The organism is Ruegeria sp. BG6 (assembly GCF_056538465.1).
Window position 1 is genome coordinate 379,485 of sequence record NZ_JBQFTB010000001.1, and the last position, 22,406, is coordinate 401,890.

The window sequence follows — 22,406 nt, forward strand, 5'->3', positions numbered from 1 at the left end:
CCGCGCGGTCCTTAGACCGACAACCGCCCGCTTTGCGTTCCACGCTCACGATAAGGGGTGGTGTTGTAGTGCGCCCGGTAGCATTTCGAGAAATGCGAAGGGCTGGCAAAGCCGCAGGCGAGTGCCACGTTGATGACGCTCATATCCGTCTGCATCAGCAGGTTGCGGGCCTTGTGAAGACGCAGTTCCATATAATACCGCTTGGGTGATCGGCTCAGGTAGCGACGGAACAGACGCTCCAGCTGGCGGGTCGACATGCCGACTTCTTTCGCCAGAATCGAAGGCGAAATCGGCTCTTCGATGTTCTTTTCCATCATCAGAATGACCTGACTCAGCTTGGGGTGCCGCACACCGATCCGTGTCGGGGTCGACAGCCGCTGCGTGTCCTGATCTGTGCGGATCGATGAATAGATCATCTGGTCGGCCACGGCGTTTGCCAGATCCTCACCGAATTCATCAGCGATTAGCTTGAGCATCAGGTCGATGGACGAAGTACCGCCTGCGGTCGTCATGCGATTGCCGTCGATCAGGAACACCGATTTGGTCAGTTCCACTTCATCGAACTCCTCGATGAAACTGTCGGAGTTTTCCCAGTGGATCGTCGCCCGCTTTCCGTCCAGAAGACCGGCCTTTGCCATCGTGTAAGCCGCTGTACACAGCCCGCCGACCTTGAGCCCTCGGCGCGCCTCGCGACGCAACCAGTTCAGCACTTTTTTCGTGGTTGCGGTCTGAACATCGACACCGCCGCAAATCAGGACAACCTCGTCGCGCCGCAGTTCGATCAGATCGGCGTCCAGTTTGAAGGTCGTTCCGGCGGAACAACTGACGGTGTCACCGCCTTCGCCCACCAGTGACCACGTATAAAGCTGGCGACCGGCCATGCGGTTGGCGATCCGCAGGCTGTCCAGCGCGGACGCAAAGGACAAAAGTGAGAATTTGTCCAGCAAAACGAAAACGAAGTTTTGCGGATTGGACGCAGTGTCTGGCACCGTGACAACTTGGCGTTGCTCTTTCATGGCGTGATGTCCTTGATTCGGCGCCGGGTGATCGTTTTCCCGGCGTCAGTTTTATCAGTCACCATGACCAAAGCTTGTTTGCGGCGTCAAGGGGCGCAAATGGGATATGGTCACTCTTCAATACATTTTGTATAGAGGCGACCTGACTACTTCAGCGGAGATCAAAGCTATGACAGAATGGCAAAAAACGGACTGGCGCAACAAGCCACGGGTTCAGATGCCAGACTATACCGACGCGGCCGCCCTGGCCAAGGTCGAGGCCCAGCTTTCGCAGTATCCCCCGCTGGTTTTTGCCGGTGAGGCGCGGCGCCTCAAGCAACATCTGGGTGCCGCCGGTCGCGGCGAAGCCTTCCTGCTGCAGGGCGGGGATTGTGCTGAAAGTTTTGAACAATTCAGCGCGGACGCGATCCGCGACACCTTCAAGGTGATGCTGCAGATGGCGATGGTTCTGACCTATGGTGCCAAGGTGCCGGTGGTCAAAGTCGGCCGCATGGCCGGCCAGTTCGCCAAGCCGCGCAGCGCCCCGACCGAGGTGATGGATGGCGTGGAGCTGCCCAGCTACCGCGGTGACATCATCAACGAACTGGCCTTCACGCCCGAGGCGCGGATTCCGAATCCGGACAAGATGCTTCAGGCCTACACGCAGGCGGCGGCCACGCTGAACCTGTTGCGCGCATTTTCGACCGGCGGATTCGCGGACATGAGCCGTGTCCATTCCTGGACACTGGGCTTCACCGACAAACAGGATGTCCAGAAATATTCCGAGATCGCGGATCGTATTCAGGACACCATCGATTTCATGGGCGCTGCCGGGATCACGGCGGACACAACGCATGAGTTTTCGACGGTTGAGTTCTACACCAGCCACGAAGGCCTGCTGCTGGAATATGAAGAGGCCCTGACGCGTCTTGATTCCACGTCCGGCAACTGGCTGGCTGGCTCCGGGCACATGATCTGGATCGGTGACCGCACCCGTCAGCCTGACGGTGCGCATGTCGAGTTCTGCCGTGGCGTTCAGAATCCGATCGGACTGAAGTGCGGCCCGACCACAACGGCCGAAGACCTCAAGGTTCTGATGTCGAAGCTGAACCCGGAGAACGAAGAAGGCCGCCTGACCCTGATTGCACGCTTTGGTGCGGGTAACGCGGGCGAGCATCTGCCGCGCCTGATCAAGGCCGTCAAGGAAGAGGGCGCCAAGGTGACCTGGGTCTGCGATCCGATGCACGGCAATACGATCAAGTCGGCCACGGGCTACAAGACCCGTCCGTTCGACTCGGTCCTGCGCGAAGTGCGCGACTTCTTCGGAGTGCATCAGGCCGAGGGCACCATCCCCGGCGGCGTTCATTTCGAGATGACAGGTTTGGACGTGACCGAATGCACCGGTGGCGTGCGGGCCGTGACCGAAGAAGACCTGTCGGATCGCTATCATACCGCCTGCGACCCACGCCTGAATGCGTCCCAGTCGCTGGAGCTGGCGTTCCTGGTCGCTGAGGAACTGACCAACCTCCGCCGCGACCGCGTTAAGCGCGAAGCCAGCTGATAGTGCTTCCCAGAAAAGCAGAACGGCGGGCCATGGTGCCCGCCGTTTTCATTTGATCGGATTAGTTCAATCCTTTCGCGAAACGACAAGCCGCAAATGAGAGGCGGGGTGTTTGAACCCTTCTTGTTTCTCGGCAAACCCCTCGGCCAATTGTTTCTGTGCGATTTGGGGGGCTTGGATTTCGGAAACAGCGCGGATCCGACTTTCCTTGATCGCAAAACGTTTGGGGGTGGCACCAATGGTGCCGTCGCTGACCATCACGCCCAGTATCCGGCTGACATCGCCCAGATCGCTTCTCAGTGGCAAAAGGATCATGCGTGCCTGCAAACGCGCGCTGCCCAAACGTCCTTTTGAGAGCAGGTCCATCTCTGCCAGCGCGGGTTCCGAAAAAACCCGTTCCAGAACTTCGGTAATCTGCTGCCTCGCCGAGGCCTCGAAAAATGCGGTAAGGGGCATGCCGCGGACTTCCATGCCAGCCAGTTTGGTCTGATGGCTGCATGCAAGGCGGAACCGCGCCAGACCGGGGGCGATACGTTCAAGAACAAAGGTGTATTCCAGAATATTCTCAAGTCCGCGCGGGTCGATCTGTGACCGCATCGGAACGCCGTCACCGGTTAAAAGAGCCGTCCAGTAGGCTTCGGCCTGACGGATCGGAGTAAGACTGCGCCCACTGTCAAAACGATCCATTGCAACGATCTTTCCAATTTTGGACCCGGAACCATTCCTGAAAAGAGACTTCATTTTCGTCACCCCGTACCAATCAAACGCCATTTTCATAAAATGCTACGCATTACGGCCATAGGCGTTCCAACAACCATGAAAGGAAGATTGGCACGGGTTAACTCAATTTTGGAGGAATTCTTTAACGAATGGTTAACTTCCGGGAGTTCACGCAATCACAGCAAGGTCTTGCCCTGTGGCGGTCTATGGCATTAGGTGCGGCAAGCACGCAGGAAATGGCATCGACAGAAAGGGCAGGCATGATCAGATCCATGACCGGATTTGCCTCGGGTAAGGGGGCTTTCGGGCCGCATAGCTGGACGTGGGAACTCCGCAGCGTGAATGGCAAGGGTCTGGACATGCGTCTGCGCCTGCCGGATTGGCTGACCGGATTGGAAGCAGCCTTGCGGGCAGAACTGTCAAAATCTCTTAGCCGCGGCAATGTGACTTTGTCGTTGCGGCTGAGCCGCGAAGAAACGGCACCAGATCTTGTGCTGAATGAAACCGCGATGGAATCGGCATTGGATGCGCTGGCTCGAACAGAAAACATGGCTACAGCGCGCGGCTTGACGCTTGCGCCATCCTGTGCCGCAGATTTGCTTGCGTTGAAAGGCATGATGGAAGCGGGCAATGATACGGACGATGCCGCGCCTTTGGTCGCACATCTTCAGTCTGAATTTCCTGCACTTATGGGCGCCTTTATCGACATGCGGCAGGCCGAGGGGAAAGCGTTGGCCGGTATACTTGACGGGCAACTGGATCAGGTCGCGGCGCTGACAGCTCAGGCGGCTGAGTTGGCCGAAAAGCGCAAAGGCAAGGCTGCCGAGGCGTTGCAGGAAAACCTGGCTCGCGTTCTGGACAACGCTCAGGGTGCGGACCCGGACCGCGTCGCGCAAGAGCTTGCGCTGATCGCCGTTAAGGCGGACATCACCGAAGAGATTGACAGACTGGGGGCCCACGTGACTGCCGCCCGCACTTTGCTGGCGCAGGACGGGGCGGTAGGACGCAAGCTGGACTTCCTGATGCAGGAGTTCAACCGCGAGGCCAACACCTTGTGTTCCAAGGCGCAAAGCGCGGAGCTTACCGCCGTAGGCCTCGAACTTAAGGCTGTGATAGATCAAATGCGCGAACAAGTGCAAAACGTGGAATAAAATCGGAGCGTAAGGATATGGCGGATAGACGAGGCCTTCTTATCATTCTGTCCTCGCCATCGGGCGCGGGCAAATCCACGCTGGCCAAACGGTTGATGAGTTGGGACACAGAGCTGGAGTTTTCAGTTTCGGCAACAACCCGCGCGCCGCGACCGGGCGAAGAACACGGGCGCGATTACTATTTTTTAAACGAAGACATGTTCCGTCAGCAGGTTTCAGACGGTCAGATGCTGGAACACGCGCATGTTTTCGGAAACTTCTATGGTTCTCCCGCAGGTCCGGTTCGCGAGTCGATCAACAGTGGCAAGGATGTCCTGTTCGATGTCGACTGGCAGGGTGAGGTGCAGATCCGGAACTCGGATCTGGGCAAACATGCGCTTTCGATCTTTATTCTTCCGCCTTCGATTCCGGAATTGCGACGCAGGTTGGAAAGCCGGGGGCAGGACAGTGAAGAAGTGATCGCCAAACGGATGCTCAAAAGCTGGGACGAAATCAGCCACTGGGGGTATTACGATTACGTGCTGATCAATGACGATCTGAATGCAACCGAAGAAAAGCTGAAAACCATCGTCAGCGCCGAGCGAATGCGCCGCATTCAGCAACCCGCGTTGCAGGATCATGTGCGGACATTGCAAAGTGAGTTCGAGGGTTTGTCATGACCATCTACGCACTGGGCGAACACACACCGCAACTTCACGAGGATACCTGGGTTGCGCCCGACGCCAATTTGATTGGGAAGGTCGTGCTGGAGCAAGGCGCCTCGGTCTGGTTCGGCTGCACCATCCGCGCCGATCACGAGGAAATTCGCGTAGGTGCGGGCAGCAATGTGCAGGAAAACTGCGTCATGCATATCGACGCCGGTTTCCCGCTGTCCATAGGGGCCAATTGCACCATCGGCCACAAGGTCATGCTGCACGGCTGCACAATCGGTGAGAATACCTTGATCGGGATGGGTGCCATCGTTCTGAACGGGGCCAGGATCGGCAAGAACTGCCTGATCGGGGCCGGGGCGCTGATCACCGAAAACAAGGAGATACCGGACAATTCCCTGGTCATGGGATCGCCCGGAAAGGTCGTGCGCCAGGTGGATGAGGCGACGGCGCAGCGGCTTACACTAAGCGCGCTGCACTATCAGGACAATATGCGGAAATTTCGTGAAACCCTGAAGCCGATTTCATAGGCCTTTTGACGAGACAAGTAGAAAGGCCGCAGCAATGGCAGAAGATCAGCTAAACGAATTTGTTTCGGCCATTCCCATGCCAGCATTGATGGTCGACCAGACAGAGCGGATCGTTGCTGCCAACACTGATGCCATAACTCTGTTGGGCCGCAACATTCATGGCCGACATTTCGCAACCATCCTGCGGCAGCCTCAGGTTATCGAAGCGATGGAGCAAAGCCTGAGCACGAAAGAGGCCGCGAAAACAAAGCATCTGTCCAACGACGGTGCGCAGGACACCACGTTCGAGGTCCAGTGCAGATACTTAAACGGGATCGGTGCCGTTTCGGGCGGGGCAGTTTTGGCCATCTTTCAGGACGTGAGCCATCTGGAACAGGCAAGCCAGATGCGGCGGGACTTTGTAGCGAATGTCAGTCACGAGTTGCGCACCCCCTTGACCGCCTTGATGGGGTTCATTGAAACACTGCGTGGCCCGGCCCGAAAGGATGAGGCCGCGCGTGACCGGTTCCTGCAGATCATGATGGATGAGGCGAACCGGATGAACCGTCTGGTGGGCGATCTGTTGTCGCTAAGCCGGGTCGAGAGCGAGGAACGTATCCGGCCCAAGGAAGCAGTGGACCTGACGGGGCTGTTGCAATCAACGATAAACACGCTGCGCCCGCTGGCAGAGGATGTGCAAGTCGCTTTGTCTCTGAACGCGCCGCCGGATTCCGTGTCGCTGCCGGGTGATGCCGATCAACTGCGTCAGGTCTTCACCAACCTTATCGAGAACGCCATCAAATACGGCAGCAGCGGCGGCGTCGTTGATGTCACGCTTGACCTTTTGGAGCGTGACGCGACCGTACGTGGCCCGTCTGTGCGTGTTCAGGTGGCGGACAAGGGGCCAGGTATCGACTCAGTACATTTGCCCCGGCTGACGGAACGGTTTTATAGGGCCGACAGCCACCGGTCACGTCAGTTGGGGGGGACGGGACTTGGGCTGGCGATCGTAAAACACATCGTCAACCGGCATCGCGGCCGGTTGCGTGTGGAAAGCGAATTGGGGCAGGGCACAACGTTCACTGTGATCCTTCCCATCGGGCACAGCGAAACCTGAAACCTGCTCAGGGAAGCCTTGCTGCAAGTGCATGACAGCTTTGCGCAAAGTTATGCAACTTTCCTCCGGCTTGTCATGAAACTGTTACACACCTGTCACAAAAGGCTTACGCGCGCCTTTTAGGGGTTCGCCCAAGATCATCATGGGGATGATCACTACATATCTTTGTCAAGGAGACTGAAATGTCCTTTGTAAAACTGTCGGCTTCTGCACTGGCCATCGCGGCCGTTTCGGCGACTACTGCTGCTGCGCGTGATCAGGTACAGGTTGCCGGTTCGTCAACCGTGCTGCCTTACGCTTCGATCGTTGCTGAAGCCTTCGGTGAAAACTTTGATTTCCCGACACCGGTTGTTGAATCGGGCGGTTCCTCGGCTGGTCTGAAGCGTTTTTGTGAAGGTGTTGGCGAAAACACCATCGACGTTGCGAACGCTTCGCGTGCCATCCGCGAAAAAGAGATCAAAGCCTGCGCTGAGAACGGCGTGACGGACATCATCGAAGTTCAGATCGGTTATGACGGCATCGTTTTCGCATCCGACATCAACGGCAACTCGTTCGAGTTCACGCCGGAAGACTGGTACAAAGCCCTGTCCGCTCAAATCGTCGTCGACGGCGAACTGATCGACAACCCGAACAAAACCTGGGCCGACGTAAACCCGAGCTTCCCGGAACAGCCGATCGCAGCCTTCATCCCGGGCACCAAGCACGGCACCCGTGAAGTGTTCGAAGACAAGGTGATCCTGGCCGGTTGTGAGCATCTGGGCGACTTTGACGTCTACAAGGCGGCCAACGGCGACGACAAGAAAGCAGCTGAAAAAGCCTGTATCGCTCTGCGCACCGACGGCGTTTCGGTCGACATCGACGGCGACTACACCGAAACACTGGCCCGTATCGAAAGCAACAAGGACGGCATCGGCGTATTTGGTCTGGCGTTCTATGAGAACAACACCGACAAGCTGCAGGTCGCGACCATGTCTGGCATCGTTCCTTCGACCGAGTCGATCGCATCCGGCGAATACCCGGTTTCGCGCCCGCTGTTCTTCTACGTGAAGAAGGCCCACATCGGCGTGATCCCCGGCCTGAAAGAATATGCCGAATTCTTCGTCGCTGACGAGATCGCAGGCCCCGATGGCCCGCTGGCAGAATACGGCCTGGTATCCGACCCCGAGCTGGTCAAGGTACAGGAAACAGTCGCCAACGAAACCGTTCTGGGCGGCGGCTCCTAAATACTCATATGAACGGAACCGGGGCGTTTTCTTCGCGTCCCGGTTCCTTTTGACTCCTACTCTGCCATCCTTACGGAGTTCTCATGGCGCTATCCTGGCTGTTGCTTATCCTGCTTGCGTTGGCAGTGATTGGATTTTTCGCGGGTCGGTCCCGCGCATTGGCAAGCGCGGCCGGAGAGGCCCGTGATTTGCATTCTTTGCCGTCATACTACGGCTACAACGTTGCTCTGACAGCTTTGGTTCCGGCATTGGGTGTACTGATCATCTGGCTTCTGGTGCAACCGATGATCGTGAACAGCACTGTTTCCGGCCTTATTCCTGATCAAGCGATCCCCGAGGGTTCAGATCGCGGCTTGGTTATGAGCGAGGTGCGCCGTGTGGCTTATGGTCTGGATGGCGCTGTGGCCACTGGCGCGATGGCTGAGGCGCAGGCCCGGGATGGCAATGCCGATATCGAAACCCTGACCAAAACGCTGAAAGAGTCCGGCCAGGTTCTGACGCAAGACATCACACAGCCAATTTTGGTGGCAGCGCAGAAGTACCGCAGCATGACGTCAACCGGGAAGGTGGCAATGCAGGTCGTCGTACTGGCGATTGCTCTGTTTGGTGCCGCTTTTGCCTATGTCAGAACGCACAAGGATTTCCGGGCCCGCAACGTGGTCGAGCAGGGGGTTCTGGCACTGTTGCTGCTCGCCGCGTCGATTGCAATCCTGACAACCGTCGGCATCGTTCTGTCGATGTTGTTCGAGACCATGAACTTCTTCCAGCTGCATTCCTGGAAAGACTTTTTCCTGGGAACCACCTGGGCCCCCAACTTCCGTGGCGGAAGTGAGCTGTCGATTCTGCCGCTGCTCTGGGGCACGCTATACATCTCGCTGATTGCGCTGCTGGTTGCTGTGCCGATCGGTCTGTTCGCCGCAATTTACCTGTCGGAATATGCATCCGGTGCGACCCGGTCGATCGCCAAGCCTCTGCTCGAGATTCTGGCGGGTATCCCGACCATCGTTTACGGCTTGTTTGCCTTGCTTACGGTTGGCCCCGCGCTTGTTTCCCTTTTCGGTGATGGTGGCGCTTTGGGGGTGGGCTGGATGGCCAGTTCCAACGCAGTTCTGACGGCCGGTCTGGTGATGGGGATCATGCTGATCCCGTTCGTGTCCTCGCTGTCTGACGACATCATCAACGCTGTACCGCAATCCATGCGCGACGGTTCTCTCGGCCTTGGGGCCACGCATTCGGAAACCGTGCGCAATGTGATCCTGCCCGCAGCGCTGCCGGGCATCGTCGGGGCAATTCTGCTGGCCGCCAGCCGTGCCATTGGTGAAACGATGATCGTTGTGATGGCCGCCGGTGCGATAGCAAAGTTCTCGGGCAACCCATTCGAAGCGATGACCACTATCACCACGCGAATCGTCAGCCAGCTGACCGGTGATACCGACTTTGCCAGCCCTGAAACGCTCGTCGCGTTTGCGCTGGGGCTGACACTCTTTGTGATCACGCTGGGCCTGAATATCCTCGCCCTCTACATCGTACGCAAATACCGGGAGCAGTACGAATGACCGATTTGTCCCAATCGCCCGCCTCCGCACCTGCGGCCAAGCCCAAAGGCGGCTCTCTGTTCCAGCAGGATGCCCGAACCAAGCGTCGGAACGCGGCCGAATCCCGTTTCAAGATTTACGGGATCGCTGCAATCAGCGTCGGCCTTCTGATGCTGGTTGTGCTGGTGACGAATATCGTGACCGCCGGAACCGGCGCCTTTCAGCAAACCTATGTCGAGCTGGACGTGGACCTGCTGGAAAGCAAGCTGGACAAAAAGGGCAACCGTAACATTGACGAAATCAAGAAAGTGTCGACCTTCGGATATGCACCGCTAATTTCCGCCGCGCTGGAATCCGAAGTTGAAAAGCTGGGCGTCCAAACTGACCTGAAACCCAAGGAAATGGGGAAGATCCTGTCCAAGGCGGCGCAGGCCGAATTGCGGAACTACGTCATCGCAAACCCGAACAAGATCGGCGAAACGGTCAGCTTTCGCTTTCTGACCAACAGCCGCGTTGACGGCTACCTTAAGGGGCGCGTAAGCCGCGAGTCGATCGTGAACGACAAAAGCATCTCGGCCGAACAGCTGGATCTTGTCGACCAATTGCGCGATGCCGGTGTTCTATACAAAGCCTTTAACCCTGACTTCATTTTCGGCGCCGATGCGTCCGACCAACGCCCCGAGGCGGCAGGGATCGGCGTCTCAATGCTGGGTTCGCTGTTCATGATGTTCGTCGTGCTGGCGCTGGCGCTGCCGATTGGCGTTGCCGCCTCGATCTATCTTGAGGAATTCGCGCCGCAGAACCGGCTGACCGATATTATCGAGGTGAATATCTCGAACCTGGCTGCCGTTCCGTCCATCGTGTTCGGTATCCTGGGTCTGGCCGTGTTCATCAACTACATGCACCTGCCAACGTCCGCTCCGCTGGTCGGCGGTTTGGTGCTGACGCTGATGACCTTGCCGACGATCATCATATCGACCCGAGCGTCGCTGAAGGCCGTGCCGCCGTCGATCCGCGATGCAGCGCTTGGGGTAGGGGCCTCAAAAATGCAAGCGGTGTTCCACCATGTTCTGCCCCTGGCCGCACCCGGTATTCTGACCGGAACCATCATTGGTCTGGCGCAGGCGCTGGGTGAAACGGCTCCGCTGTTGCTGATCGGAATGGTGGGCTTTATCGCCTCGAACCCGCCCGACGGCATCGTTGCGGGCTTCCTATCCCCGAACTCGGCCATGCCGGCGCAGATCTACGAATGGTCCAAGCGCGCCGATCCGGCCTTCTATGAACGTGCATGGGGAGGGATCATCATTTTGTTGATCTTCCTCGTCACAATGAACACGATTGCGGTCATCCTGCGCCGCCGCTTTGAACGCCGCTGGTAAGTGGAGGCAATAATGAACGACATGACACGAGTGGAGAGAACCGTGGACTCCGAAGAAATCAAGATCGCCGCGAAAAACGTTCAGGTCTATTACGGCGATGCCCACGCCATCAAGGACGTGAACGTGGAGATCGAAGACAAGAAGGTGACGGCCTTCATCGGCCCGTCGGGGTGCGGCAAATCCACCTTCCTGCGCTGCCTGAACCGGATGAACGACACCATTGACATCTGCCGGGTCGAAGGAGACATCCTGCTGGACGGCGAAGACATCTATGACAAGCGTGTCGACCCGGTGCAGCTGCGCGCCAAAGTGGGGATGGTGTTCCAGAAGCCCAACCCGTTCCCCAAGTCGATCTACGACAATGTCGCTTACGGCCCTCGCATCCACGGCCTTGCCAAGAACAAGGCAGAACTGGATGAGATCGTTGAGAAATCCTTGCGCCGGGGTGCGATCTGGGATGAGGTGAAGGACCGGCTGGATGCCCCGGGCACAGGTCTGTCCGGTGGTCAGCAGCAACGCCTGTGCATCGCTCGCGCCGTCGCGACCGAGCCCGAGGTTCTGCTGATGGACGAACCCTGTTCGGCGCTGGACCCGATTGCAACGGCGCAAGTCGAGGAACTGATCGATGAGCTGCGCGCGCAATATTCTGTGGTGATCGTGACCCATTCGATGCAGCAGGCCGCCCGTGTAAGCCAGAAGACCGCTTTCTTCCATTTGGGAAACCTGGTCGAGTTTGGCGAAACCGGCCAGATCTTCACCAACCCGGTGGATCCCCGCACGGAAAGCTACATTACAGGCCGGATCGGCTGAGTACAGGTAACCAGATATGACCGAACAACATATTGCATCCGCATTCGACCGCGACCTTGAAACGATCCAGGCCCACATCATGAAGATGGGCGGTCTGGTCGAGGCCGCAATCATGAGCTCGGCCCGCTCGCTTGAGACGCGCGACGAGGAACTGGCGCAGCAAGTCCGGCAGGGCGACAAGGCCATTGACGCGCTTGAAGAACTGATCAACGAAGAAACCGCGCGTCTGATTGCGCTGCGGTCCCCGACGGCCGGCGATCTGAGGCTGGTGTTGTCGGTCCTGAAGGTTTCGGCCAACCTGGAACGCATTGGCGATTATGCCAAGAACATTGCCAAGCGTACCACGGTTCTGGTCAACGCAGGCGAGATCAACGGAAGCGCTGCGGCTCTGCGCCGTATGGCGCGCGAGGTCGAGCGTATGCTGCGGGACGCCCTGGATGCCTATATCCAGCGCGACGCCGAACTGGCGGCCGACGTGATCGAACGGGACGAAGAGGTGGACCAGATGTATAACGGTCTGTTCCGCGAATTCCTGACGTTCATGGCCGAGGATCCGCGCAATATTTCGTCGTGTATGCATTTGCATTTCATCGCCAAGAACATCGAGCGTATGGGCGACCATGTCACTGCAATCGCTGAGCAGGTTGTTTATCTCGTGACCGGTGAACGACCCTCCGAGGCGCGGCCCAAGGCTGATATCACCTCGCAAACCGTCTAGGAGATCGCGATCATGTCCGCTGATCAGCCCACAGTTCTGGTTGTCGAGGATGAACCCGCGCAGCGCGAAGTGCTGGCCTACAATCTTGAAGCAGAAGGGTTTCGCGTCTCAAAAGCCGCCAACGGTGACGAAGCCCTGCTGCTGGTCGATGAGGATAGCCCGGACATCATCGTGCTAGACTGGATGATGCCAAACCTCAGCGGGATCGAAGTCTGTCGGCGTCTGAAAACCCGGCCGGATACGCGCTCCATTCCGATCATCATGCTTTCGGCCCGTACGGAAGAGGTGGACAAGGTGCGTGGGCTGGAAACTGGCGCGGATGACTATGTCGTCAAGCCGTATTCAGTCGTCGAACTCATGGCACGGGTGCGATCCCAACTGCGGCGTGTGCGTCCGGCGACGGTTGGTCTGCGGCTGGAGTATGACGATATCGTTCTGGATTCCGAGACACACAAAGTCAGCCGCGACAGCAAACCGCTGAAACTTGGCCCGACCGAGTTTCGCCTGCTCAGCACTTTCATGGAAAAGCCAGGCCGGGTCTGGAGCCGCGAGCAATTGCTGGACCGGGTCTGGGGGCGGGACATTTATGTCGATACCAGAACAGTTGACGTGCATATCGGACGCCTGCGCAAGGCTTTGACACAGCATGGGGGCGACGATCCGGTGCGCACGGTACGTGGTGCTGGCTACGCCTTGGGCTGAACAAGGGGCAGGGCGGCCCGGTCAGAAACTATGCGATTCACTCATGGGTGATTGCTAAACTCTTGCTGTCTTTTGCCAGCGCTCCGGGTTATTTTGCCGCGAAGCCGACTGAGCGGAGAATGATCATGAACGCCCCGACCCCCAAACCCACCTTGCGCGCCAAGGATACCCCGGATCTTGGTAAATTTGCCTGGGATGATCCTTTTCGCCTGTCTGATCAGCTGAACGAAGACGAACGCATGATTGCGGACAGCGCCCGTGCTTATGCTCAGGAAAAGCTGCAACCCCGGATTACGCAGGCGTTCGAGGAGGAAAAGACAGACCCCGAGATTTTTCGCGAGATGGGCCAAATGGGTTTGCTGGGCACCACGATTCCCGAAGAATATGGCGGGATCGGTGCCGGCTATGTCTCGTACGGGCTGGTGGCGCGTGAAGTCGAGCGTGTGGATTCCGGTTATCGATCGATGATGTCGGTGCAAAGCTCACTGGTGATGTATCCGATCTATGCCTATGGCAGTGAAGAACAGCGGCAAAAATACCTGCTCAAGCTGGCCAGCGGAGAGTGGATTGGTTGTTTCGGTCTGACCGAGGCGGACGCGGGTTCGGACCCGGCAGGCATGAAGACCCGCGCAGAAAAGATCGATGGCGGCTATCGGTTGACCGGCAGCAAGATGTGGATTTCCAATGCACCGATCGCGGATGTGTTTGTTGTCTGGGCCAAATCCGATGCGCATGACGGCAAAATTCGCGGATTTGTGCTTGAAAAAGGCCTCAAGGGTCTAAGCGCCCCTAAGATCCAGAACAAGCTGAGCCTTCGCGCATCAATCACCGGTGAAATCGTTCTGGATGGCGTAGAGGTTGGTGAAGACGCATTGCTGCCCCATGTTCAGGGTCTGAAAGGTCCGTTCGGCTGTCTGAACCGCGCAAGATACGGCATCAGCTGGGGGGTCATGGGGGCTGCGGAATGCTGCTGGCATGGCGCACGCCAGTATGGACTGGACCGCAAGCAATTCAATCGTCCCTTGGCGCAAACGCAATTGTTCCAGCGTAAACTGGCTGACATGCAAACCGAAATCGCGCTGGGGCTGCAGGCCAGCCTGCGGGTCGGACGCCTGATGGACCAGGCCGAAGCTGCGCCGGAAATGATTTCGATCGTGAAGCGCAACAATTGTGGCAAAGCTCTGGATATCGCGCGTCTGGCACGCGACATGCACGGTGGCAACGGGATCTCTCTGGAGTTTCACGTTATCCGCCACATGGTCAATCTGGAGACCGTGAATACCTATGAAGGCACTCACGATGTCCATGCATTGATCCTGGGGCGGGCGCAAACCGGCTTGCAGGCGTTTTTCTAAGCGCCGGATTTCGACGGTGAACATTCTGCCACTCGGCTGCTATTTTGGCAGCCGGGTGGTTGTCGTTGGTAAGATTTTATTCAGAGGTTTGTGAGTTGCCGTCAGCTTGACCGTCAATTTCACAAGATACGTTAATACGCATAATCTGTATTATGGTAAAAAGCCTCCTTCGCGTTCCTGGTGACACGTTCTTGGTGACACGTTGCTAATCAAAAGTAGTCTAACATCATAACAATCGGTTAGAAGAGATCTCTAACCCTGTTTGACGGCCTTCCGCATCAGGCCTTCCTGTGCGACAGACGCCACAAGTTCGCCATTCTGAGAAAAGATCGAACCGCGGTTAAAACTGCGACCACGGCCTGTCCAAGGTGAATCCATCGAATACAGATGCCAGTTCTCGAAGTGAACCGGTGCATGGAACCACAACGCATGATCCAGGCTGGCGCTGTTGACTTCGCCAGTATACCAGCTCAGGCCGTGCGGCCGCATCCCTGACGTCATCAGGTACATGTCTGACGCGTAGGCCAACAACAGATGTTGTGTGATTGGATCAGTGTCAGCCGCTGCTGACATGCGAAACCAGATTTGGTTGCGGTCATCGGATTTCACCGGATGGATCGGGCTGTGGTGATTGACTTCACGAACTTCGATCGGACGTTCCCGAAGCAGTTCGCCATGCAGCCGTTTCGGAACTTGATCCAGCAACTTGTGATACAACTCTGATCGCGCGGGATACGAGTTCGGTGAATTCGACTCTGGCATGGGATGTTGGTGGTCCCATCCATCATCCTGAATATGAAAAGACGCCGACAAGTTCAGGATTTGTTTGCCGTTCTGGATCGCAACAACCCGGCGAGTCGTAAAAGAACCTCCATCTCGCGCTCTATCCACTTGATATATTATCGGAATATCAGGGTTTCCGGGTCGTATGAAATACGCATGAAGCGAATGGCATAGCCGGTCGTCCACTGTCCTGTATGCCGCAGCCAGTGCTTGAGCTATGACCTGACCGCCGAAAACTCTTGTTGGGGTTTCCCCGCCGGATCCGGTGCCCCGAAACAGGTCTTGTTCAAGCCTTTCAACGTTGAGAAGATCAAGAAGGATACGCTCGGCTTCGGTCATATTGTGTCTCACTGGTGTATTTATTCAGGCGAAGTAACAGTCGCCGACCGGTCATTCAATGATTGTACCCAAAACCAGTGATTTAAGCTCGGCCCGGGACGGGTACGAACTGGAAGGAGACAACTGTGTGAAGAACACCGAAGTCAGATCGTTCTGGTAGTCGATCCAGAAAAACGTAGAAGCCATTCCGCCCCAACTGAAATCCCCTTGGGACCCGGCAACCCGGGTGCGACCTGGCCGGATAACAACAGCGCCCGCAAGTCCAAACCCCATTCCCTCCATTGGTTGTTCCGCAAAACTGCGCGGGCCCATCGATGCGATGTCACCGGGCAAATGGTTGAGCATCATGAACTCAACGGTCTTGGTGCCCAACAGGCGGTGGCCGTTCCCCTGCCCCCGATTTCGCAGCATTTCCGCGAAACGGGCATAGTCATCGATCGTGCTTACCAGACCGCCACCTCCGGAATACATCGTCGCGCGTTCAAACGGAGATTTCCCGGCTTCGTCTACAAGCCGCAGGCTGTTTTCCCCGACATCGGCGGAATTGAGCGCCATGGCATCGCCAGCCAAGGGCGTGTAAAGCGACGCAAATCTGCTGGAAGCTCCATGTGGGACTGAAAAACCGGTTTTTGTCATGCCCAATGGCTCAAATACATTTTGCAGAAGGAACCCGTCCAAGGACTGTCCGGATACGATTTCGACGATCCGGCCAAGAACGTCTGTCGCGACGGAGTATTCCCACCTGGTCCCTGGTTGGAACGCCAGTGGCAGGGTCGCGATTTTTGTTACGTTATCCGCCAGAAGGCCCTGATCCGGCTTGAAAAATAGTTCCTGCGCTTCCATGGCTTCTGGCAGTATTCCGGGGTTAAAGGAATAGCTGAGGCCGCTTGTGTGTGTCAGTAGCTGGTGTACCGTCGGGGTCATGGCAGGTTCTGTCTGATCAATCCTTGTTGCGTCAGACACAAGCGCCTGCATATCCGCGAACTCGGGCAAAAAGTCAGATACCAGCGCGTTCAGAGGAAACAAACCGCGTTCAACCAGTATCATGATGGCGACGGACGTGATCGGTTTGGTCATCGAATAAATTCGAACCACTGTGTCACGTGCAAAAGGCAGTTTGCGCGCAAGATCCCGATGCCCGCAGGTATGAAAAAACACCTTTTTACCGCCCTGGATCAGCAACAACGAAGAACCCGCGTATTTGCGCTGATTGACATAGCGTTGCATCCAGTGGCGGATGTGTTGCGTCCTGTCAGGGTCAAGTGTCGACTGACGTGCCATGTGTTTCCAAACCTGTGTTGTATTGCGGATTTCGCTGCTCCAACCAGCCAATGCAGGTGTCGGCCGCCGTTTTGTATGTATCGTAACGGAGTTATTACATATTTTAATACAACAATGGCATGTAGACATCTTCCCCATTTCACGTTTATCAAACTGTTATGGGGACAGTAAAATAATGCGCAAAATTCTGGTATTAAATGGGCCAAACCTCAATTTGCTGGGTACGCGGCAACCTGAGATTTATGGCAGCGTCACTTTGAAAGACGTCGAAGATCTGTGCTTAGCGCATGGAAAGTCAATTGGGCTGTCAGTATCACATCTTCAGTCCAACCACGAAGGCGCGCTTGTTGACGCCATCCACGCGGCGCGTGGGGTTTATGATGGGCTGGTACTGAACGCTGGCGCCTATACGCACACTTCAATTGCATTGCTGGACGCGATTTCGTCGGTCGAGCTGCCGACGATCGAAGTCCACCTGTCAAACATTCATGCGCGAGAATCCTTCCGCCACAAGTCCTATATCGCCCGGGCGGCGCTTGGTCAGATTTGCGGATTTGGGGCGCAAAGCTATGTGCTGGCTTTGGATGCGTTGGCTTCGCATCTCAATGACGGAGGTGGCGCGGCGTGAACCTGAAAGAATATCTTCATTTCCTGAGCTATACGAAAACTCTGGAAGAGCTATGGGATGCGCATTGCCGTCAAATGGCTGAGTTCGGGTTCGAGCGTCTTTTGTACGGCTACACGCTGTTCCGGACAGAAACGTCGCTGGGAGACCCTGAAGACTTTGTCATCCTCACAAACCATGGCCGGGCGTATTTGGATGGGTTTTTGCAGGGTGGACTGTATTTCCATGCGCCAATGTTGAAATGGGCGCTGAACAATGAGGGTGCGCAAAGCTGGAATCTGGCACAATCTTCGCAGAGCAACGGTTCGTTGTCTCCTCAGGAGAAGCAGGTTCTGGATTTCAACAAGTCCATGGGCGTTGTCGCCGGATATACTGTCAGCTTCAATTCCGTGTCGATGCGTACAAAGGGTGCAATCTCTCTGGCGGCCGGTAGTGATCTGAGCCAGGATGATGTTGACGCGATATGGGATGAGCACGGCGAAGACATTCTGCTGATGAACAATGTCGCCCATCTGAAGATCCTGACACTGCCCTATCACGCCCCCAACCGGGCCCTGACAAAGCGCCAGCGTGAGGCGCTGCAATGGGTCGGCGATGGCAAGACAACGCAGGATATTGCCCTGCTCATGGGGCTGACTTCAGCGACGGTAGAAAAGCACCTCAGGCTCGCGCGCGAGTCACTTGCAGTTGAAACAACAGCGCAGGCTGTCCTGAAAGCTTCGCTGCAGAACCAGATGTTCGTTATGGAGGCATAACGTGTCAATTTTGACGCTAAACTGCGTCAATTTACCTTAGGTAAGGAAATCATGACTTTCCGAATCCTTACCATAAGTTGCAAAGTGAGAGTGTTCCGTGAGTGGTGGCTTTAGCCAGGGAACAATTGATCGGATCTTTGCAATACCAGGGCTCTCCGGTCGCTCTGACTCAAATGCGTCTATTAGTCCACGTAGTTGAGTCGGAAATTTTGGGGGGCCTCGACCATCCCCATCATGCGGGGCCCCTCAATCAACCTTTTCTCCAATTTTGCGGTAGTCGGCAGCGTTCTGCGTACGTGCATCCGGAATGCAAAAAAACCGGTCACGCTTTGACGTAACCGGTTCCTATTTCTTAGTGGGGGTATCTGTTGATACCCCGCATTCTCAGCCCTGAGCAGCCTTGGCCACTTCGGCTGCGAAGTCTTCTTTTTCGACAACGATGCCTTCACCCACTTCCAGACGGACGAAGCCGGTGATGGTCGCGCCAGCTTCTTTGGCAGCGGCTTCAACAGTCAGGTCAGGGTTCACAACGAACTGCTGGTTCAGCAGAGTCGATTCCGCGACGAATTTCTTCATGCGGCCTACGATCATCTTTTCGATCACCTGCTCGGGCTTGCCGGATTCGCGGGCGATGTCCATCTGAACCTGCTTTTCCTTCTCGACAACAGCCGGGTCCAGATCATCTTCGGACAGGGCCGCCGGGTTTACAGCTGCGATGTGCATTGCAACCTGTTTGCCGATTGCTTCGTCACCACCGGTCAGAGCAACCAGAACACCGATTTTGCCCATGCCATTGGTGGCAGCGTTGTGCACGTAAGACACAACGGTGTCGCCCGACAGTTTGGCCATGCGGCGAACCGACATGTTTTCTCCGATGGTGGCGATCTTGTCGGTCAGCGTGTCGGCAACGGTCTTGCCGCCCAGATCAGCAGCCAGCAGCGCCTCGACATTGTCGACGCCTTCGGCGGCGTAGGCGATTTTGCCAACCATCTCCTGAAACTCGCCATTCTTCGCAACGAAGTCGGTTTCCGAGTTCACTTCGACAGCGACACCAGTGCCACCGTCCACGTGAACTGCAACCAGACCTTCTGCCGCGGTACGGCCCGATTTCTTGGCCGCTTTGGCCAGACCTTTGGTGCGCAGCCAGTCAACGGCTTCGTCCATGTTGCCGCCGGTTTCGGTCAGCGCTTTTTTTGCGTCCATCATGCCTGCGCCGGTCGAGTCGCGCAGTTCTTTAACCATTGCTGCTGTGATTGCCATCTTTTGGCTCTCCTCAATTCAAACGGAATTGGGGCAGGTCTACCCTGCCCCATATGTCATTTTGGTGACGGGCAGCTTACGCTTCAGCAGGTGCTTCTGCTTCGGCCTCTTCAGCAACGGCTTCTTCAACCGGAGCTTCTTCGAACGCACCCAGGTCAACGCCCGCAGCACCCAGCTGAGCGGTCATGCCGTCCAGTGCGGCGCGTGCGGCCAGATCGCAGTACAGAGCGATTGCGCGTGCAGCGTCGTCGTTGCCGGGGATGATGTAGTCAACACCATCGGGCGAGCAGTTGGTGTCGACAACAGCCACAACCGGGATACCCAGCTTGTTGGCTTCGGCGATGGCCAGTGCTTCTTTCTTGACGTCGATGACGAACAGCAGATCAGGAACGCCGCCCATCTCGCGGATACCGCCCAGCGAAGCCTGCAGCTTGGACTGGTCACGTTCCATGCCCAGACGCTCTTTCTTGGTCAGGCCTTCGGCGCCCGATTCCATTGCTTCGTCGATCTGGTTCAGACGGTTGATCGACTGGGAAACGGTTTTCCAGTTGGTCAGGGTGCCGCCCAGCCAGCGGTGGTTCATGTAGTACTGCGCCGACTTTTCAGCGGCTTCAGCGATCGGCTGAGCAGCCTGACGCTTGGTGCCAACGAACAGAACGCGGCCACCTTTTGCGACGGTGTCACGAACAGCCTGCAGAGCCTGATCCAGCATCGGAACGGTCTGGGTCAGGTCCATGATGTGGATGCCATTGCGCGAGCCGTAGATGAACGGGCCCATGCGGGGATTCCAACGCTGTGTCTGGTGACCAAAGTGAACGCCAGCTTCCAGCAGCTGACGCATGGTGAACTCGGGAAGAGCCATGCTTTACTTTCCTTTTCCGGTTTACGCCTCGGCGGGGGTGAAAGAAGCGGATGCTCCAACCGGCGGTCTTGATGAGGATGTCTCCCTCAAAAAGGCCAAACCCCGCCTGCGGGTTTGAATGGCGCGCGTATACGGCAGGTTTTGGTATAGCGCAAGGGTCTTTCGCCCTTATTTTTCGAGCCGCGCCAGGCTATGTGCGTGCCGAACCGCCTCCTCGCAATGTGCAGCCAAAGCCTTGCGGTTCTCAAAGTCGCTGACTTTTGCGGGGGCGTGATAGATCAACTCAACCGAGCCTTGCTTGTGTGCGCCGAGTGTCTTGAGAAGGTGCGGGCCGAAATCCATGTCGCCCCACCAGCCATAGAACCGCGCTGGCCGCCCATCCGGTGCACGGAAAACCACCGTGACCGGCTGGACATACATGAACTCTCGCAATTCTCTGGTAAATAACGCCTCGAAAAGTGTTGTTTTAAATGGCAAAACACGCAAACCATCAGTCGAGGTGCCTTCGGGGAAAAACAACAGCTTGTGCCCGGCTTTCAGTCGTGTTTCGAACACCTTGGTCTGCTCGCGCGCTTTCTTTCGGTCACGTTCAATGAACACGGTGCCGGTTGCGCGGGCCAGCCACCCAATGCCGGGCCATTTGGCAACTTCGGCCTTGGAAACAAAGTAGACCCTTTTGCGCGCATTGAGTGCGAAAATGTCCAGCCAAGAGGTGTGATTTGCCACAACCGCGCCTTGTTCCCGCATCAATTCGCCTGAGGTTCGATATCCCATTCCGAGTATTCGAAATGCATTCCTGCAGACGAACTGGGTGATGAAAGGTGTTACCGGCCTTCGAATGCCGTAAAGCGGTCGTTCGATCAGACGAAGGGCCAAAAGGATGATCAGACCACCAAACACCAAAACCGCCAAAGGCAGGCCGCGCAGGATCACCAGAAGCCAACCGCCCAGACCCAATCGGATGGGATCCGGCGCATCCTCGCTATTCCAGAGCGGGTCGTTCACAGGATTACGCCCCACTGTAGATGCGCTTTTGACGCTCGTTCATGCGGGCTGTGTCCAGGATCAGGCAGACATCGGTGGTGTTGAAGGCATGATCGATAAAGGCCCCCTCGCCCACAAATCCGCCCAGCCTTAGGTAAGCTTTGATAAGTGACGGCACCTGGACCATGGCAGCACGCCGATCCAGATTCTCGGGGGCGACAAGGTCCATGTCCTGAAAGACACCTGGCTGGGTATGTACCCGCAGATCAGGTGGTGCCAGATGGTTGTGATGCAGCATCGACAGGGGTTGAGCAAGTGCCTGAACATCCGTGCCGTGAAAACTGGCGACACCAAACAGAACTTCGATGTTGCGGTCTTCAACGTATTTCGCAAGTCCATTCCAGATGTAATACATCGCCGTGCCGCCCCGGTAATCGGGGTGCAGGCACGATCGCCCAAGTTCCAGCAGCTTGCGCCCGCTTTCTTTCAGGACAGTCAGATCATATTCATCTTCCGAGTAGAACTGCCCCAGTTCAGCGGCCCGATCACCGGGCAACAAACGATAGACACCAATCACCTCGCCCGTCGTATCGTCATAAGCCAGCATGTGATCGAAATGCGGATCGAAGCTGTCCTGCTCCAAACCGGCATCATGGTCAACCATCCGCCCACCGCCGCCCAACTCGCGCACGAACACGTCATAGCGTAGCCGCTGCGCCGCCCGAAGCTCCGCCTCGTTTTCGGCAAGTTTGACTGTGAAGGAAGGGCCTGCGTCGGGCATGTGCGATGTTTGATCCTTTTTGGTACTGGTCCGCCTGATACAGCAGTTTTTTGCGGCTTAGCAACATGCGCTGATCTGGCAGGTTCCGTTAACTTTTCCTAAACCAGTTTCAGAGATCAAAGACCGGCACCAGGGCAATACGTGTCCCGTCAATCACCACTTTCCCCTGCTCGCGAAAGTTCACGGTGATCTTGCCTGCGATGTTGGACTGAACCTGTCCGACGCCCCAATCGGGGAAATCCGGGTGGCGGACATACATGCCCGGTGCAAGAATAGCATTGAGGTCTGTCATGCGGTGGCTCCGGTCCGGC

General features: G+C 56.7%; 23 protein-coding genes. 14 read left to right on the forward strand and 9 right to left on the reverse strand.

The window, feature by feature from the left end; translation table 11 throughout:
* Positions 1-11: 11 nt before the first annotated feature.
* A complete protein-coding gene (locus ACR0JW_RS01890; RefSeq protein ID WP_170615020.1) occupies positions 12-1,016 on the reverse strand; it encodes a GlxA family transcriptional regulator in 1,005 nt (334 codons plus the stop codon).
* 169 nt (positions 1,017-1,185) lie between these two features.
* On the opposite strand from ACR0JW_RS01890, the gene ACR0JW_RS01895 reads away from it, so the two are divergent.
* Positions 1,186-2,556: a class II 3-deoxy-7-phosphoheptulonate synthase gene (locus ACR0JW_RS01895; protein WP_170677139.1), complete on the forward strand. Its 1,371-nt coding sequence runs from the start codon at positions 1,186-1,188 to the stop codon at positions 2,554-2,556.
* Between the two features lie 66 nt (positions 2,557-2,622).
* On the opposite strand, the gene ACR0JW_RS01900 is transcribed toward ACR0JW_RS01895, so the two are convergent.
* Entirely contained in the window at positions 2,623-3,243 is a 621-nt protein-coding gene (locus ACR0JW_RS01900) for a PAS domain-containing protein (RefSeq protein WP_480713531.1), read from the reverse strand.
* A gap of 305 nt (positions 3,244-3,548) precedes the next feature.
* Between ACR0JW_RS01900 and ACR0JW_RS01905 the strand changes: the two genes are divergently transcribed.
* The 11 genes from ACR0JW_RS01905 to ACR0JW_RS01955 all read left to right on the forward strand — a co-directional run bounded on the left by ACR0JW_RS01905 (position 3,549) and on the right by ACR0JW_RS01955 (position 14,425).
* Positions 3,549-4,427: a YicC/YloC family endoribonuclease gene (locus tag ACR0JW_RS01905; RefSeq protein ID WP_480713532.1), complete on the forward strand. Its 879-nt coding sequence runs from the start codon at positions 3,549-3,551 to the stop codon at positions 4,425-4,427.
* A 17-nt stretch (positions 4,428-4,444) separates the two neighbouring features.
* On the forward strand, positions 4,445-5,086 hold the full coding sequence (gene gmk / locus ACR0JW_RS01910; RefSeq protein WP_170677133.1) for a guanylate kinase: 642 nt from the start codon (positions 4,445-4,447) through the stop codon (positions 5,084-5,086).
* Positions 5,083-5,607, forward strand: a complete 525-nt coding sequence (locus ACR0JW_RS01915; RefSeq protein WP_170824539.1) for a gamma carbonic anhydrase family protein — start codon at positions 5,083-5,085, stop codon at positions 5,605-5,607. The genes gmk and ACR0JW_RS01915 overlap by 4 nt, the downstream gene beginning before the upstream one ends.
* Before the next feature lie 34 nt (positions 5,608-5,641).
* A complete protein-coding gene (locus tag ACR0JW_RS01920; RefSeq protein WP_480713533.1) occupies positions 5,642-6,703 on the forward strand; it encodes a sensor histidine kinase in 1,062 nt (353 codons plus the stop codon).
* A gap of 182 nt (positions 6,704-6,885) precedes the next feature.
* Positions 6,886-7,926 (forward strand): substrate-binding domain-containing protein, encoded by a 1,041-nt coding sequence (locus ACR0JW_RS01925; protein WP_170677127.1) that lies wholly within the window; start codon positions 6,886-6,888, stop codon positions 7,924-7,926.
* 83 nt (positions 7,927-8,009) lie between these two features.
* The gene (gene pstC, locus ACR0JW_RS01930) at positions 8,010-9,482 is read left to right on the forward strand and encodes a phosphate ABC transporter permease subunit PstC (RefSeq protein WP_170677125.1); all 1,473 of its coding nucleotides are present in this window, start codon (positions 8,010-8,012) and stop codon (positions 9,480-9,482) included.
* A complete protein-coding gene (pstA, locus tag ACR0JW_RS01935; RefSeq protein ID WP_170824540.1) occupies positions 9,479-10,840 on the forward strand; it encodes a phosphate ABC transporter permease PstA in 1,362 nt (453 codons plus the stop codon). Before pstC ends, pstA begins: the two co-directional genes overlap by 4 nt.
* 12 nt (positions 10,841-10,852) lie before the next feature.
* Entirely contained in the window at positions 10,853-11,650 is a 798-nt protein-coding gene (gene pstB / locus ACR0JW_RS01940; protein ID WP_170677121.1) for a phosphate ABC transporter ATP-binding protein PstB, read from the forward strand.
* A 16-nt stretch (positions 11,651-11,666) separates the two neighbouring features.
* The gene (gene phoU, locus ACR0JW_RS01945; protein WP_170677119.1) at positions 11,667-12,368 is read left to right on the forward strand and encodes a phosphate signaling complex protein PhoU; all 702 of its coding nucleotides are present in this window, start codon (positions 11,667-11,669) and stop codon (positions 12,366-12,368) included.
* Positions 12,369-12,380: 12 nt separating this feature from the next.
* Positions 12,381-13,070, forward strand: a complete 690-nt coding sequence (gene phoB / locus ACR0JW_RS01950; RefSeq protein ID WP_170677117.1) for a phosphate regulon transcriptional regulator PhoB — start codon at positions 12,381-12,383, stop codon at positions 13,068-13,070.
* 125 nt (positions 13,071-13,195) lie between these two features.
* Positions 13,196-14,425 carry an acyl-CoA dehydrogenase gene (locus tag ACR0JW_RS01955; protein WP_170677115.1) on the forward strand — a complete coding sequence of 410 codons (1,230 nt, stop codon included), beginning with the start codon at positions 13,196-13,198 and terminating at the stop codon, positions 14,423-14,425.
* Between the two features lie 252 nt (positions 14,426-14,677).
* Here ACR0JW_RS01955 and ACR0JW_RS01960 read toward each other — a convergent pair whose 3' ends face one another.
* Entirely contained in the window at positions 14,678-15,547 is an 870-nt protein-coding gene (locus ACR0JW_RS01960) for an acyl-CoA thioesterase (RefSeq protein ID WP_170615034.1), read from the reverse strand.
* Between the two features lie 51 nt (positions 15,548-15,598).
* Positions 15,599-16,828 carry a serine hydrolase domain-containing protein gene (locus tag ACR0JW_RS01965; RefSeq protein WP_170677113.1) on the reverse strand — a complete coding sequence of 410 codons (1,230 nt, stop codon included), beginning with the start codon at positions 16,826-16,828 and terminating at the stop codon, positions 15,599-15,601.
* A 175-nt stretch (positions 16,829-17,003) separates the two neighbouring features.
* On the opposite strand from ACR0JW_RS01965, the gene aroQ reads away from it, so the two are divergent.
* Positions 17,004-17,456: a type II 3-dehydroquinate dehydratase gene (aroQ, locus tag ACR0JW_RS01970; protein WP_170824541.1), complete on the forward strand. Its 453-nt coding sequence runs from the start codon at positions 17,004-17,006 to the stop codon at positions 17,454-17,456.
* A complete protein-coding gene (locus tag ACR0JW_RS01975; protein ID WP_170615037.1) occupies positions 17,453-18,208 on the forward strand; it encodes an autoinducer binding domain-containing protein in 756 nt (251 codons plus the stop codon). Before aroQ ends, ACR0JW_RS01975 begins: the two co-directional genes overlap by 4 nt.
* Before the next feature lie 384 nt (positions 18,209-18,592).
* On the opposite strand, the gene tsf is transcribed toward ACR0JW_RS01975, so the two are convergent.
* The 5 genes from tsf to ACR0JW_RS02000 form a co-directional block, all read right to left on the reverse strand.
* The gene (gene tsf / locus ACR0JW_RS01980) at positions 18,593-19,468 is read right to left on the reverse strand and encodes a translation elongation factor Ts (RefSeq protein WP_170677109.1); all 876 of its coding nucleotides are present in this window, start codon (positions 19,466-19,468) and stop codon (positions 18,593-18,595) included.
* 76 nt (positions 19,469-19,544) lie between these two features.
* The gene (gene rpsB / locus ACR0JW_RS01985) at positions 19,545-20,330 is read right to left on the reverse strand and encodes a 30S ribosomal protein S2 (RefSeq protein WP_170677107.1); all 786 of its coding nucleotides are present in this window, start codon (positions 20,328-20,330) and stop codon (positions 19,545-19,547) included.
* A gap of 168 nt (positions 20,331-20,498) precedes the next feature.
* Positions 20,499-21,335 (reverse strand): lyso-ornithine lipid O-acyltransferase, encoded by an 837-nt coding sequence (gene olsA, locus ACR0JW_RS01990; RefSeq protein WP_170677105.1) that lies wholly within the window; start codon positions 21,333-21,335, stop codon positions 20,499-20,501.
* A gap of 4 nt (positions 21,336-21,339) precedes the next feature.
* Positions 21,340-22,095 carry an L-ornithine N(alpha)-acyltransferase gene (gene olsB / locus ACR0JW_RS01995; RefSeq protein WP_170677103.1) on the reverse strand — a complete coding sequence of 252 codons (756 nt, stop codon included), beginning with the start codon at positions 22,093-22,095 and terminating at the stop codon, positions 21,340-21,342.
* A 109-nt stretch (positions 22,096-22,204) separates the two neighbouring features.
* On the reverse strand, positions 22,205-22,387 hold the full coding sequence (locus tag ACR0JW_RS02000; RefSeq protein ID WP_170615042.1) for a DUF3553 domain-containing protein: 183 nt from the start codon (positions 22,385-22,387) through the stop codon (positions 22,205-22,207).
* Between the last annotated feature and the right edge of the window lie 19 nt (positions 22,388-22,406).

What these genes read in the sequence shown, in the direction of transcription:
- ACR0JW_RS01890 (WP_170615020.1), bottom strand. Translation starts at nt 1,016, where the DNA reads ATGAAAGAGCAACGCCAAGTTGTCACGGTGCCAGACACTGCGTCCAAT.
- ACR0JW_RS01895 (WP_170677139.1), top strand. Translation starts at nt 1,186, where the DNA reads ATGACAGAATGGCAAAAAACGGACTGGCGCAACAAGCCACGGGTTCAG.
- ACR0JW_RS01900 (WP_480713531.1), bottom strand. Translation starts at nt 3,243, where the DNA reads ATGGATCGTTTTGACAGTGGGCGCAGTCTTACTCCGATCCGTCAGGCC.
- ACR0JW_RS01905 (WP_480713532.1), top strand. Translation starts at nt 3,549, where the DNA reads ATGACCGGATTTGCCTCGGGTAAGGGGGCTTTCGGGCCGCATAGCTGG.
- gmk (WP_170677133.1), top strand. Translation starts at nt 4,445, where the DNA reads ATGGCGGATAGACGAGGCCTTCTTATCATTCTGTCCTCGCCATCGGGC.
- ACR0JW_RS01915 (WP_170824539.1), top strand. Translation starts at nt 5,083, where the DNA reads ATGACCATCTACGCACTGGGCGAACACACACCGCAACTTCACGAGGAT.
- ACR0JW_RS01920 (WP_480713533.1), top strand. Translation starts at nt 5,642, where the DNA reads ATGGCAGAAGATCAGCTAAACGAATTTGTTTCGGCCATTCCCATGCCA.
- ACR0JW_RS01925 (WP_170677127.1), top strand. Translation starts at nt 6,886, where the DNA reads ATGTCCTTTGTAAAACTGTCGGCTTCTGCACTGGCCATCGCGGCCGTT.
- pstC (WP_170677125.1), top strand. Translation starts at nt 8,010, where the DNA reads ATGGCGCTATCCTGGCTGTTGCTTATCCTGCTTGCGTTGGCAGTGATT.
- pstA (WP_170824540.1), top strand. Translation starts at nt 9,479, where the DNA reads ATGACCGATTTGTCCCAATCGCCCGCCTCCGCACCTGCGGCCAAGCCC.
- pstB (WP_170677121.1), top strand. Translation starts at nt 10,853, where the DNA reads ATGAACGACATGACACGAGTGGAGAGAACCGTGGACTCCGAAGAAATC.
- phoU (WP_170677119.1), top strand. Translation starts at nt 11,667, where the DNA reads ATGACCGAACAACATATTGCATCCGCATTCGACCGCGACCTTGAAACG.
- phoB (WP_170677117.1), top strand. Translation starts at nt 12,381, where the DNA reads ATGTCCGCTGATCAGCCCACAGTTCTGGTTGTCGAGGATGAACCCGCG.
- ACR0JW_RS01955 (WP_170677115.1), top strand. Translation starts at nt 13,196, where the DNA reads ATGAACGCCCCGACCCCCAAACCCACCTTGCGCGCCAAGGATACCCCG.
- ACR0JW_RS01960 (WP_170615034.1), bottom strand. Translation starts at nt 15,547, where the DNA reads ATGACCGAAGCCGAGCGTATCCTTCTTGATCTTCTCAACGTTGAAAGG.
- ACR0JW_RS01965 (WP_170677113.1), bottom strand. Translation starts at nt 16,828, where the DNA reads ATGGCACGTCAGTCGACACTTGACCCTGACAGGACGCAACACATCCGC.
- aroQ (WP_170824541.1), top strand. Translation starts at nt 17,004, where the DNA reads ATGCGCAAAATTCTGGTATTAAATGGGCCAAACCTCAATTTGCTGGGT.
- tsf (WP_170677109.1), bottom strand. Translation starts at nt 19,468, where the DNA reads ATGGCAATCACAGCAGCAATGGTTAAAGAACTGCGCGACTCGACCGGC.
- rpsB (WP_170677107.1), bottom strand. Translation starts at nt 20,330, where the DNA reads ATGGCTCTTCCCGAGTTCACCATGCGTCAGCTGCTGGAAGCTGGCGTT.
- olsB (WP_170677103.1), bottom strand. Translation starts at nt 22,095, where the DNA reads ATGCCCGACGCAGGCCCTTCCTTCACAGTCAAACTTGCCGAAAACGAG.
- ACR0JW_RS02000 (WP_170615042.1), bottom strand. Translation starts at nt 22,387, where the DNA reads ATGACAGACCTCAATGCTATTCTTGCACCGGGCATGTATGTCCGCCAC.